The sequence below is a fragment of the Gemmiger formicilis genome, assembly GCF_016900095.1.
In the GTDB taxonomy this organism is placed as follows: domain Bacteria; phylum Bacillota; class Clostridia; order Oscillospirales; family Ruminococcaceae; genus Gemmiger; species Gemmiger formicilis_A.
Window position 1 is genome coordinate 40,780 of sequence record NZ_JACJJP010000024.1, and the last position, 12,997, is coordinate 53,776.

Genomic DNA, 12,997 nt, shown 5'->3' on the forward strand with positions numbered 1-12,997 from the left:
GCGGCCGCCAGCTCCCCTTGCACAGGGGAGCCGGTCTCTGCCCCTCTATACAAAAAACCTGCCATGGAACTCCATGGCAGGTTTTCTTATTCTTTGTTGACCGAAAGAACAGTGGCGTCGCCCCCGTCCACGGTGAACTTCACCTCATATCCCGCAAACCGCAGGCCGTACACCCGGCCGGGGTCGTGCTGGTAGCCGGGGCGGGGGTCGTTTTCCAGCACCCCCACCAGCCCCGCCCGGGTCTCCGGGTCCAGGGCGGCCAGCCGGTTTTCCGGGTCGTGGACGGTGAGGGCGTGGGCCTCCACCCGGCCCGCAAACCCGGACCTGGCCTCCGGATGGGCGTCCACATAGGGCAGGTAGGGCTTGATGTCATAGATGGGGGTGCCGTCCAGCAGGTCCGCCCCCGCCACCTGGATCACCGGGCCGTCGGGGGTATGGGGCTGCACCCCCAGCAATTTCACGCAGGAAAGCCCCAGGGCGTTGGGCCGGAAGGGGCTGCGGGTGGCAAACACCCCCATCCGGGTGTTGCCCCCCAGCCGGGGCGGGCGGACGGTGGGGCGCCAGTGTTCGCCGTCGGCCCCCGCCGCCACCACCGTGGAAAACTGCCAGATCAGCCACAGATGGCTGTATTCCTCCAGCCCCCGCAGGGCGTCGGCGTTGCGGAAGGGCTCCTCAAACACGATGGTGGCCCGCAGTTCCTCCACCAGGCCGCTCTGCCGGGGGATGCCGAACTTGTCCGCAAAGGGGGTGCGGATGCGGGCGATGGGGGTGATGGTATAGCTGTCCTGCATTATTTTCTCCTTGCCACCGGCAGCAGGGGCTGTCCGGTGCGCTTGCGCCAGCCCCACCACAGCAGGGCCAGCAGGGTCAGGGCGCTGACGAGCTCCGCCCCGCGCCAGGTCAGGGGCGCCGAAAATTCCACCGTGAGCAGGCCGTCGTATCCTGCGGCCAGCACCACGCCCAACCGCCCGTCGTTCAGGGTGGTCAGGGCGGCGGTGCCCCCGTCCATCCGGGTGATGGTGTATCCGGGATAGGCGATCAGGGGCAATTCCACCATGCCGTCGGCGCCGCTGCCGTTGGCGGCGTCCAGGGTCAGGGTCAGGCCCCGGCGCTCCACCAGGTCGGCGCTGACCCCGTCGGTCACCACCAGAGCGGTGTTGTCGGAAGTTTCGGGGTCAAAGGTCACGGGCAGGTATTCCAGGGCGCTGCTCACCTTGCCGCTGTCCAGTTCCCGGCTTTCGCCCGCCCGGTCCCGGCCGTAGTCGCCCCGCAGATACTGGCCCATGTCCATCCAGGCGGACACCAGCGCCACCGACAACAGGCAGGCGGCGCAGGCCAAAGCCGCCCTGCGGCCATGAAGGGCCAGGGTTTCGTCGGTCTGCAGGCGGGCCACCCCCGCCGCCGCCACAAAGCACAGGCAGGGAGAGGCCAGCACCAGAAACCGGAAGGGGAACTGTACCGCGCAGGCATAGTGGGCCAGGGTCTGGCCCACGGCGTTGCTGAAGTTGGCCCAGTCAAAGCTGCTGCACAGGTAGATGCACCCCACGGCGCAGACCAGGCAGGGCAGGCAGAGCTGGTCGGTCTTGCGGTGGGCACCGGCGGCCCGCAGAGCGGCGTAGAGCACCACCCCCAGCACCAGCCCGGCGCCCAGGCGCAGGGTGTCCATGTTGGTGGGGGTCCAGAAATCCAGCAGCATGGTCCAGTTCACCGCGGTGGCGGTGGGGGAGTTGACGCTGGACACATCGGTGATGCGGTAGTCGCCCCCCATGTACTGCAAAAAGGGCACCAGGAATCCCAGGTTGAGCAGCACGCTGAGCCCGGCACCCTTGAGCAGGGTCATCAGCCGCTTTGGCTGCAAAGCCTTGCGCCAGCAGAAGACAACCAGCACCACCGCCGCCAGAGCGGTGATCTCGGTGGTGAGCAGATGGCTCTGCACCAGGCCGGTGAACCCGATGAGCAGAGGCAGCCAGGCGCCCTTGCGCTGGGTTTCGTCGGCGTCGTCGGCGTACAGGGCCCAGAACCCGTAGAGCACCACCGGCAGGAAGATCTGGGCGGTGATCTCGCCGGCGGCCTGCCGCCAGTAGAGGTTGAACAGCCGGTAGTTGCAGCAGGCATACAGGAAGGTGCCCACATAGGCGGGCAGACGGCGGCGGAAGATCTTGTGCAGGCAGAGGTAGGTCACGCCCACCGTCAGGGCGTTGACCAGCACGTTGAAGAAGTTGTAGGCGGTGAAGAGGGGATACCCCGCCAGCACCAGCAGGGCCGGGATGTAGAGCAGGGCCTCGCCGTAGAAGATGGGGCTGGCGTAGCCGTAACCGTTGAGGAAGTCCGGGTAGAGGAAGACAGGGAACTGCCCGGTGCGCAGGCCCTCGGCGATGCCCGCCACCCGGGACATGTGGTAGTGCAGGTCGGAGCCGTAGGGGGCAAAGCCGCCGAGGCATCCCAGGCTGACCAGCAGCACCAGCCCGGCCAGACCCACAAAGGTGACGCGGCGGCCCTTGTCCGCCCGGTGGAGAAAGAGCAGCAGAATGTCCAGGGCGGCAAAAAGCACAAAGGCCGACCCCCATTGGACCAGCCGCCAGCCCCACAGTTCCCGCACCTCCAGGCTCAGGAACCGGAAGTCGGTGTTGCAGGCGTTGACCAGCACCCCGGCATCCTCTGCGGGCACGTCGTTCTGCATCCAGAAATGGCCGGTGAAGTTGTTGACGGTGCCTTCCAGGGTCATGGCGGCGGACACATCCACCGCCTCCCCGGTCTGGAACACCACCTGACCAGCGGGGCAGGGCGCGCAGTTTTTTCATGGGGGAAAACTCCTTTTTCAGTGCCCGCGCAGCAGGTCGGCCAGCCGGTCCCCCAGGGTCTTGGGACGGGCGGCTTCGGCGGCCAGGCGCAGGTGGTATTTCCGATCATTTTCGTAGATGCTGCCCCAGCAGCTGCGGTTGCGGCGCAGATGGGGCCCGCGGCGGAAGATTCCGTCCAGGAACCGGAAGCAGGTTTCGTCGTCCGCGTAGGCCGCCGCCCGGCTGGACCCGTCCGGGGCCAGGATGGGGGCGCGGCAGACCTTCAGATAGGCGTCCTTGTCCGCCGCCAGGGCCTGCATGGCCTGGATCAGGGCGTTTTCGTCGGGGTAGTCGGCGGCGCACAGGAAGGATTCCGGGTTGAATTCCCCCTTCACCTCCGGGTCGCCCCAGTACACCGGCACCGCCCCCGCCGCAAAGGCGTCGGCGATCTTCTCGGTGCAGTAGCCGGGGTCGGCGCTGTTCTCATAGGCCAGGGCAAAGCGGTAGTTCTGCTGGAAGGCGGTCTTGTCCGCCACCGGGCCGCCCACGTTGTTGCGGTACCCGCCGCCGCTGTCCAGCAGGCCCCGCTGCATCAGGGTTTCCATGAAGGCGTTGCGCTCGGCGGAAAAATCGTTGCTGACCACACAGCAGCAGAATCCCGGCCGGTCCAGATAGTAGGCGTCGGGGTGTTCGTGCTTGTGCAGGGCGGCGGCCCAGGTATCCCGCATGGCGTACAGCGGCAGGCGCAGATACCGCCCCTGGTAGGCAAAGTCGGGGAAGCCCATGGCGTAATCGTACAGGTTCAGGTCCGGCCAGCTGTCCTCCCCGGAAAACTGGATGCGGCAGCAGTCGTAGTTAAGGGCTTCGTGGCCGAAGGTGCCGCAGAGCACAAAGTCCGGCTTGTCGGCGGGGGAGGTGCAGTACTGGATGGTGTACCCCCGCTTGGTCAGGGCCCGGGTGAAGTAGTTGTCCCGGGGGTTCCAGTCGGCGGCCAGATCACACAGGGCCAGGCGTACGGTGGGCATCACAGGGCCTCCCGCCGGCGCAGCAGCTCATATTTCAGCAGGGCCGCCACCGTCTTGGAATCCTTGATTTCCCCGGACAGGACCATCTCCAACGCCTTGGCAAAGGGAACCTTCACCACGTCCAGGAACTCGTCCGGGTCCAGATGCTGGCCGGTGGTGGAAAGTCCCTTGGCCGCGTACATGTAGATTTTTTCGCTGTCGTAGCCCACGGTGGGGTAAAGCACCCCCAGGTCGGTATAGTGGTCGGCGGTGACGCCGCACTCCTCGGCCAGTTCCCGCTTGGCGGCCTCGAAGGGGTCTTCGTCCTTTTCCAGCTTGCCGGCGGGCAGCTCCCAGATTTCCTCCCCGAAGGCATACCGGAACTGGCGCACCATGTAGACCTGGTCGTCGTCGGTGACCGCCAGCACGCAGGCGCCCCCGTGGTGGTGGACGATCTCCCGTTTGCTCTTGTCGCCGTTTTCCAGTTCCACCTCGTCCAGAGTCACCCGGATGACGTGGCCGTTGAAGATTTCCTGGCTGCTGAGGGTCTTTTCGGTATGGGGCATGATGCAGCGCTCCTTTGTATCAGTTTATCTGCCGGTAAACCGGCGTTTTTGGTTGTGATTCGGTTTTATTGTACGTCGGGGCGGGAGGGGTTGTCAACTTGGGAGTTAAATGGCTTACTTCTGGCTTCTTTGATTTTTTGGCGGACGGCGGGCTTCTTGACAGACGGCAGGCTGCCGGAGTGTCCTTCCTTTTTGTCACCAAAAAGGAAGCGAAAAAGTGCCACCGTTTCGACGCGGTGGACGCCGACCAGGGCTGCGGCCCTGGACCCGGGGTGTGCGGCCACCTGACGACGGCCTATTCACCGGGCTGGGGCCCGGTGAACAAGGAATGGTTTTAATACCATTGCCCGGTAGCAACTGCTGAAGGCTCCCCTGTGTAAGGGGAGCTGGCGCCGAAGGCGACTGAGGGGTTGGAAACTGACCGGTATTGCCCGGTAACGGGAAATACGGCAAGGTTTACAACCCCTCCGCCGCTGCGCGGCACCTCCCCTTGCACAGGGGAGGCTTAGGGAGAAAAAGGCGGCACCTCCCCTTGCACAGGGGAGGCTTTCCGGAAGCATCTTTTTAATCATCTTCCTTGCTCAGGTCCCCCAAGACCTGAGTAGGCCGTCGTAAGGTGGCCGCATCTCGGGGTCCGGGGCCGCAGCCCCGGCCGGCGGCCGCCGCATCGGAACGGCGGGCCCTTTTCGTTTCCTTTTCGGGCACGAAAAGGAAAGCCCCCCGGCAAGCACCCGCTTGCCGAGCAGCACAAAGTATCCCAACGGCTGGCAGCCACCACCCAAAACCAAAAAATTCCCCGGGAAAAAACCTCCCGGGGAAGATAAAAACATTATACGGTTTTCCGTTTCCGGCTGCGGACCAGCCCAAAGACCAGCCCCGCCAGGGTGAGCAGGCTCACAACCTCCGCCGCCCGCCAGGACAGGGGTTCGGCAAAGCCCACGGTGAGGGTGCCGTCGTAGCCCGGTTCCAGCACCACGGCCACCTGGCCGGTCTCGCCCCTGGTCACCACGGCGGCGCCGCCGTCGTTGGCCAGCACCTGATACCCCGGATAGTACACCAGGGGCAGTTCCAGGTTGGCGTTCTGGTCGGCGCTCTCATTCACCAGCCGCAGGGTATAGCGCAGGCTGCCCTTTTCCAGCACCACACAGCTCAGATAGTCGCTGGGGGCCAGGTTGGGGTTTTCCGCCTGTTCCAGGGCGAACTCCGCCGGCAGATACTCCATGGCGCTGCTGGTGGCGGTGTCCGAAAGGCCCTCGGTGGTGCCGTGACGGCTGCGTCCGAACTGGGCGTCGGTGTAGGGCAGCAGGTCCAGCCCCGCAAACACCACGCACAAAGCCACCAACCCCGCGGCGCAGATCTGCCCGGCGCGGCTGCCGGCCAGGTTGCCCAGCAGCCAGACCAGGGCCCCGCCCGCGGCGGACAGCCCCAGCACCGCAAACACCAGAAACCGGAAGGGGAACTGGAAATTCAGAAACATCCGGCCGACGCTCTCGCCCATCCACCCGGCCAGGGTGGTCCAGCCGGTAAAGCCCACCAGAAGGGTGGCAAAGCCGCCCAGCAGCAGCCCCGCCTTGCCCGCCTGGCGGCCCCGGCCGGGCAGGTCGGATTTCCAGACCAGCACGGCCAGCAGGCCCGCCGCGGCCAGCAGCAGCGGCGCCCCCAGATGGATATAATCCACCTTGGTGTTCCAGGGCTGAAGCAGCCCGGCCAGGGAGATGGCGTAGCCCGCCGGGTCGATGGCGTTGGAATCCGCCCGGAAGCGGTAGTTGCCCCCCAGCTCCTGGAGCATGGGCACCACGAACCAGGCACACAGCCCCACCGTGAGCAGGGCCCCCTGCAAAAGTGTGAGCAGCCGCCGGGGCCGGAAGGCCCGCCTGGCGCAGCACAGCACCGTGAACACCGCCATGATGGCGGCCAGCTCGGTGGTGATGGTGTGGGTGAGGATCACCCCGCTGAACCCGAAGGCCAGAGGCAGGAAGGCGCGGCGGCGCTGGGTTTCGTCGGCATCGTCGGCGTACAGGGCCCAGAACCCGTAGAACAGCAGGGGCAGGAAGGTCTGGGCACAGGTTTCGCCCAAAGCCGGGCGATAGTACATGTTGAACAGCCGGTAATAGGCGGTCATGTACAGGGCGGTGGCGGCCAGGGCCGCGGCCCGTCCCCTGAAGATGCGGGAAAAACTCCACCAGCTGATGGCGGCGGTGAGGATGTGCACCCCCACCAGCAGCAGGTTGTACGCCCTGAAGAGGGGCATGCCCGCCAGCACCAGCACCGCGGGGAAGTACAAAAGCAGATCCCCGTAAAACAGAGGGCTGGCGTAACCGTACCCGTTCAGGAAGTTGGGGTAGATGCGCACCGGGAACTGACCGTCGGCCAGACCTTCGGCCACGCCCGCCAGCCGGGACATATGAAAGCTCAGGTCAAAGCCGTAGGAGACGGCGTCGTTGAGCACCGGCAGGCTGCAGGCCAGCACCAGGCCGGCCAGCACCGCCAGCACCACCCGGCTTTGGGGCCGTGGCAGCAATCCGGTGCCGGGCAGCAGGGCCAGCAGCAGCCAGTTGGCCAGCAGCAGCACGGCCAGCCAGCCCAGGGCGCAGGTCACATCGTACCAGCCCTGGCGGTGGAGGGTGATGCTTTGCAGCGTCCAGTCGGCGTGATCCGCCCCGAAGACCAGCCGCACCCCGGCGTCGGCCTCCTCCAGCCAGACCACGTGGGTGACGGTGCCCCCCGCCTTGTCGGTGGCGGGCAGCGCCGCGTTCATATCGATGATGTCCGCCGATTCCGGCAGCAGCTGCAGCTGGGCGTCCTGCCCGGCCGTGTACGCCACCGTCACCAGATACCGCCCCGCCGGCAGGGCAAAGGCGTCGCTGACCAGCAGGGAAGGGGGCGGGGTCTCGTCCTCCGTCTCCTCCCCGGCGTCGGTCGTGTCCGGCTGGGCTTCTTCCGCCCCGTCAAACAGGGTGGTTTTGCGGGCGTCGGGGGTCACCGACCCGTCGGCGCCGGTTTCCAGGGTCAGGGTGTCGGCGTACTGGTTGGTCAGATCAGCGGGGGTAAAGCTGCGGTAGGCGGGGGTTCCCACACCCCGCAGCAGCACCAGCACCACCCACACCAGCTCCGCCAGCAAAAGCAGGGGCATCCACCGGGGCAGGGCCACCGGGCCTTTGGGGGTTTTCAATACAATCTGCATGATTCCGTGCCCTTCCTGTGCCTGCGGCAGGGATTATTCCTCGGTGTCGGGGGCGGCGGAATCGGCGGCTTCGTCGGCGCGCTCCTCCGCCTCAATGCGGGCCAGTTCCTCGGCGGAAGGTTCCCCTTCGCCCTCCTCGGCTTCCGGCTTCTGGGTCTCGGCGCCGTTGTCCCGCTCCACGCGGGCCACCATGGCCACCTTGTCTTCCTCGCCCAGGCGCATGACCCGCACGCCGCTGCCGTAGCGGCTCTGGACGTTGATGTCGTCGGCGTGCATCCGGATGAGGATGCCGTTCTGGCTGATCAGGATCAGGTCGTCGGAATCGTCCACGATCTTGACGGCGGCAACCCCGCCCTTGGCATAGTTGCGGATGCCCAGACCGCCCCGCTTGGTGATGCGGTAGTCGTCCACGCGGCTGCGGCGGCCCTTGCCGTCCTCGGTGACGGTGAGCAGGGTGGCGCCGGGACGGCAGACGCCCACGCCCACCACATAGTCATCGTCACGCAGGCGGATGACCCGCACGCCGTGGCCGGTGCGGCCCATGCTGCGGGCGTCGGATTCGGTGAAGTGGATGGCGGCGCCGTTGTGGGTGGCCACGATGAGGTCATCGCTGCCGCCGGTGATGTGGCACCACACCAGGCTGTCGTCCTCGTTGAGGGCGATGGCATTCAGGCCCGCCTTGCGGATGTTGCGGAACTGGGAAAGCGGGGTGCGCTTGATCAGGCCCTGGCGGGTCACCATGGTGATATAGTTGTGTTCCTCGTCGATGTCGGCGGGCTGGCGCATCATGATGGTGACCTTTTCGCCCTCCTGCAGTTGCAGCAGGTTGGCGATGTGGCTGCCCTTGGCGGTGCGGGCGCCTTCCGGCACCTGGTAGCCTTTCAGGCGGTAGACGCGGCCCCGGTCGGTCATGAACAGCATGTGGTCATGGGAGGAACCCACGAACAGCTCTTCGGTGAAGTCGTCGTCCTTCTGGTTCATGCCCTGCACACCGCGGCCGCCGCGGTTCTGGGCGGTGTAGGTGTCGGCGGCGGTGCGCTTGATGTACCCGGAATGGGTCAGGGTAAAGACGCACTGTTCCTTGGGGATCAGGTCTTCGATGTCCACCTCGCCGGAGACAGCCTCGATGGAGGTGCGGCGCTCGTCGCCGTACTTGTCGGCCAGGGCCTGCAGGTCGTTCTTGACGATGAGCATGGCGTGGTGTTCGTTGGCTAGAATGTCCTTGTAGTTTTCGATGGCGGTGCGCAGCTGGCCCAGTTCCTCATCGATCTTGAGGATTTCCAGACCGGCCAGACGGCCCAGCTGCAGCTTGACGATGGCGTCGGCCTGGGGATCGTCGAAGCCGAATTTTTCCATGATGGCGGCCTTGGCCTCGGCGAAGCCGCCCTTGCAGGCGCGGATGGTGGCGATGATTTCGTCCACGATGTCCACGGCCTTGCGCAGACCTTCCAGGATGTGTTCCCGGTCCTGGGCCTTCTTCAGCTCAAAGGCGGTGCGGCGGCGGATGACCTGACCCTGGAATTCCAGATAGCGCTGCATCATGGTTTTCAGGCTCATGATCTTGGGCACGCCGTCGTCCAGGGCCAGCATGATGACGCCCACCGTGTCCTGCAGCTGGGTGTAGCGGTAGAGCTGGTTTAAGACCACCTGGGGGTTGGCGTCCCGCTTGATCTCAATGACGATCTTCATGCCGGTGCGGCTGGAGCTCTCGTCGTTCAGGTCAGAGATACCCTCGATGCGCTTGTCCTTGACCAGGTCGGCGATGGACTCGATGAGGCGGGTCTTGTTGACCATGTAGGGAATCTCGGTGATGAGGATCTCAAACCGGCCGTTGGCCTTCTCCACGATCTCGGCGCGCCCCCGCAGGGTGATCTTGCCGCGCCCCGTGGCGTAGGCGGCCCGGATGCCCGAGCGGCCCATAATGATGCCGCCGGTGGGGAAGTCGGGGCCCTTGACGTGTTCCATCAGGCCGGGCAGGTCGATGTCGGGGTTGTCGATCATGGCGCACAGGCCGCCCACCACTTCCCGCAGGTTGTGGGGCGGAATGTTGGTGGCCATGCCCACGGCGATGCCCTGGCTGCCGTTCACCAGCAGGTTGGGGAAGCGGCTGGGCAGCACGTGGGGTTCTTTCTTGGTCTCGTCGAAGTTGGGGTCCCAGTCGATGGTGTCCTTCTCGATGTCGGTGAGCATCTCGCAGGCCATCTTGGACATGCGGGCTTCGGTGTAACGGTAGGCAGCCGGGGGGTCGCCGTCGATGGAACCGAAGTTGCCCTGGCCGTCCACCAGGGGATAGCGCAGGCTGAAGTCCTGGGCCAGACGGACCATGGCGTCGTAGACGCTGGCGTCACCGTGGGGATGGTAGGAGCCCAGCACGGCACCCACGGTGTCGGCGGATTTGCGGTAGGGGTGGGAGGGGTCGTTGCCCCGCTCGTGCATGGTATACAGAATACGGCGGTGAACCGGTTTCAGGCCGTCGCGCACGTCGGGCAATGCACGGGAGACGATGACCGACATGGAGTAGTCCAGGAAGGCACTCTCGATCTCTTCCTTCACATCGCGCACGATGACCTTGGTGCCGGAACCCGGCGTCATAATGACATTTTCTTCCATTGGTACTCACCTTTCTGGGAGGGAATCTGGATGGTGTTTGGGGGGCCGGATGGCCGTGGGGGCAAGCAGGTGCTTGCATCCGCAGGACGGCAGGCTTCTTGGCAAGCGGCTGCTTGCCGGGAACTCTTTCCTTTTCGTGCCCGAAAAGGAAACGAAAAGGGCCCGCCGTTCCGATGCGGCGGCCGCCGGCCAGGGTTTTCAACCCTGGACCCATGTGCGGCCACCCCTCCGGGACGGCCTACTCAGGTCCTGGGGGACCTGAGCAAGGAAAAAATTTTGAAAATCCTTGCGGGAAAGCACTTGCCAACCCATAGCCTGCCATTAGCAGCTGCCATCGGGCAATGGTATTAAAACCATTCCTTGTTCACCGGGCCCCAGCCCGGTGAATAGGCCGTCGTCAGGTGGCCGCACTCCCCGGGTCCAGGGCCGCAGCCCTGGTCGGCGTCCACCGCATCGAAACGGTGGGACTTTTCGCTTCCTTTTGGTCACAAAAGGAAGGACCAAACGGCTGCCAGCCGTTTTCCCGGCAGCCAGCCGTCTGCCAAAAAAATCAATCACACATCCAGATTCGCATATTTCGCGTTCTTCTCGATGAACTGGCGGCGGGGTTCCACCTGTTCGCCCATCAGGATGCTGAAGGCCTCGTCGGCGCGCTCGGCGTCCTCGATGGTGATCTGGACAATGACCCGGTTGTCCGGGTTCATGGTGGTTTCCCACAGCTGTTCGGGGTTCATCTCGCCCAGACCTTTGTAGCGGTTGACCTTGGCGCCGGGCATTTCGGCGGAAAGCACCTTCATTTCGTCGTCGTTGTAGGCGTACTTGACGGTCTGGCCCTTCTGCAGCTTGTACAGGGGGGGCTGGGCCACGTAGACGTACCCGTGGTCGATAAGCGGGCGCATATACCGGAAGAAGAAGGTCAGCATCAGGGTGCAGATGTGGGAGCCGTCCACGTCGGCATCGGCCATGATGAAGATCTTGTGGTAGCGCACCTTGGAGATGTCGAACTCGTCCCCGATGCCGGTGCCCAGGGCGGTGACCACCGGCATGAGCTTGTCGTTGCCGTAGATGCGGTCGGCCCGGGCCTTTTCCACGTTGAGCATCTTGCCCCACAGCGGCAGGATGGCCTGGATGTTGGAATCACGCCCCTGCTTGGCGGAGCCGCCTGCAGAGTCGCCCTCCACGATGAAGAGTTCGGTCTTGCTGGGGTCTTTTTCGTGGCAGTCGGCCAGCTTGCCGGGCATGCGGTTGGATTCCAGGGCGCTCTTGCGGCGCACCAGATCCCGGGCCTTCTGGGCGGCGGCGCGGGCGCGGGCTGCCTGGGTGGCCTTGTCCAGAATGGCCTTGGCCACGGCGGGGTTTTCCTCAAAATATTCACTCAGGGCCTTGTACACCACGCCGGAAACCAGCGTCTTGATGTAGGTGTTGCCCAGCTTGGCCTTGGTCTGGCCTTCGAACTGGGCTTCCTGCAGTTTCACGCTGATGACCGCGATGATGCCTTCGCGCACATCGGGGCCCTTGAGGTTTTCGTCCTTGTCCTTCAGGATGCCCTTGGCCCGGGCGTACTCGTTGAACACGCGGGTCAGGCTGAGCTTGAAGCCCTCCTCATGGGTGCCGCCTTCGGGGGTGTGGACGTTGTTGGCAAAGCTGAGCATCAGCTCGTTGAAGCTGTCGCAGTACTGCAGGGCCACCTCGGCCACGGCGCCGTCCGCCTCGCCCTTCATGTAGATGGGTTCGGGGTGCAAAGGCGTCAGGTCCCGGCGCTGCTGCAGGTAGGAAACAAAGCTGCGGATACCGCCCTCATAGCACATGGTTTCCCGCACGGGGGCGCCGTCGGTCTCGGACAGGCTTTCCTCCCGCTCGTCGGTGAGGGTGATGCGCACGCCCGCGTTGAGGAAGGCTTCCTCCCGCAGACGCTTGAGCAGAATGTCGTAATCGTAGACGGTGGTGTCGGTGAACATCACCGGGTCGGGCTTGAAGGTGACGGTGGTGCCGGTGGAGGCGGCGGGGCCAATCTTTTTCAGATCGCCGTCGGGCTTGCCCCGCTTGAAGCTCTGTTCGTACTCGGCGCCGTCCCGGCGCACCCGCACAACCAGCCATTCGGACAGAGCGTTGACCACCGAGGCGCCCACGCCGTGCAGACCGCCGGCCACCTTGTAGCCGGAATCCTCGCCGCCGAACTTGCCGCCGGCGTGCAGCACGGTGTAGACAACGGTGACAGCGGGAATGCCCATCTTGGGCTGGATGTCCACGGGGATGCCGCGGCCGTTGTCCGACACTTCAATGACGTTGCCGGGCTTGATGGTCACCTCGATGTGGGTGCAGTACCCGGCCAGGGCTTCGTCGATGGAGTTGTCCACGATCTCGTATACCAGATGGTGCAGGCCGGACGGGCCGGTGGACCCGATATACATGCCCGGGCGTTTGCGCACCGCTTCCAGGCCTTCCAGAACCTGGATCTGGGCGCCGCCGTACTCGTGGTCGGTGGCGGTTTCCCGGTTGGTGCTCGTGATCTTTTCTTCTGCCATGCTGCTTTCCTTTCCTCTATTGGGTTGCGATGGGGAATCATGTGGCTGCCGTTCGCCTTGCGCCTCCCCTGTGTAAGGGGAGGTGCCGCGCAGCGGCGGTGGGGTTGTGGGCTTATCCGCATTGCCCGAAAACGGGCGGCGGCGGGAACTTTCCAACCCCTCAGTCGCCTTCGGCGACAGCTCCCCTTACACAGGGGAGCCTTTTGGGGAGCCTGCCGTTCGCCTTGCGCCTCCCCTGTGCAAGGGGAGGTGCCGCGCAGCGGCGGTGGGGTTGTGGGCTTATCCGCATTGCCCGAAAACGGGCGGCGGCGGGAACTTTCCAACCCCT

At 65.0% G+C, this 12,997-nt stretch carries 8 protein-coding genes; 1 reads left to right on the plus strand and 7 read right to left on the minus strand.

Features of this window, described 5'->3' with window-relative positions; translation table 11 throughout:
* Positions 1 to 86: 86 nt before the first annotated feature.
* The 4 genes from tsaA to H6B15_RS11315 are packed head-to-tail and all read right to left on the minus strand — an operon-like array spanning position 87 to position 4,350.
* Positions 87 to 791 (minus strand): tRNA (N6-threonylcarbamoyladenosine(37)-N6)-methyltransferase TrmO, encoded by a 705-nt coding sequence (gene tsaA, locus H6B15_RS11300; RefSeq protein ID WP_204648093.1) that lies wholly within the window; start codon positions 789 to 791, stop codon positions 87 to 89.
* Positions 791 to 2,767 (minus strand): hypothetical protein, encoded by a 1,977-nt coding sequence (locus tag H6B15_RS11305; RefSeq protein WP_204648095.1) that lies wholly within the window; start codon positions 2,765 to 2,767, stop codon positions 791 to 793. The genes tsaA and H6B15_RS11305 overlap by 1 nt, the downstream gene beginning before the upstream one ends.
* Before the next feature lie 51 nt (positions 2,768 to 2,818).
* The gene (locus H6B15_RS11310; protein ID WP_204648097.1) at positions 2,819 to 3,805 is read right to left on the minus strand and encodes a glycosyltransferase family 10 domain-containing protein; all 987 of its coding nucleotides are present in this window, start codon (positions 3,803 to 3,805) and stop codon (positions 2,819 to 2,821) included.
* Positions 3,805 to 4,350: an NUDIX domain-containing protein gene (locus H6B15_RS11315; protein WP_204648098.1), complete on the minus strand. Its 546-nt coding sequence runs from the start codon at positions 4,348 to 4,350 to the stop codon at positions 3,805 to 3,807. Before H6B15_RS11315 ends, H6B15_RS11310 begins: the two co-directional genes overlap by 1 nt.
* 179 nt (positions 4,351 to 4,529) lie before the next feature.
* Here H6B15_RS11315 and H6B15_RS11320 point away from each other — a divergent pair, with 179 nt between their 5' ends.
* On the plus strand, positions 4,530 to 4,688 hold the full coding sequence (locus H6B15_RS11320; RefSeq protein ID WP_204648100.1) for a hypothetical protein: 159 nt from the start codon (positions 4,530 to 4,532) through the stop codon (positions 4,686 to 4,688).
* Between the two features lie 491 nt (positions 4,689 to 5,179).
* On the opposite strand, the gene H6B15_RS11325 is transcribed toward H6B15_RS11320, so the two are convergent.
* From H6B15_RS11325 to gyrB, 3 genes are all read right to left on the minus strand, one after another.
* Entirely contained in the window at positions 5,180 to 7,534 is a 2,355-nt protein-coding gene (locus H6B15_RS11325) for a hypothetical protein (protein WP_204648102.1), read from the minus strand.
* Positions 7,535 to 7,567: 33 nt separating this feature from the next.
* Positions 7,568 to 10,144, minus strand: coding sequence for a DNA gyrase subunit A (gene gyrA / locus H6B15_RS11330; protein ID WP_204648104.1), 2,577 nt, complete (start codon positions 10,142 to 10,144; stop codon positions 7,568 to 7,570).
* A 554-nt stretch (positions 10,145 to 10,698) separates the two neighbouring features.
* Positions 10,699 to 12,669 (minus strand): DNA topoisomerase (ATP-hydrolyzing) subunit B, encoded by a 1,971-nt coding sequence (gene gyrB / locus H6B15_RS11335; RefSeq protein ID WP_207751527.1) that lies wholly within the window; start codon positions 12,667 to 12,669, stop codon positions 10,699 to 10,701.
* Positions 12,670 to 12,997 lie beyond the last annotated feature (328 nt).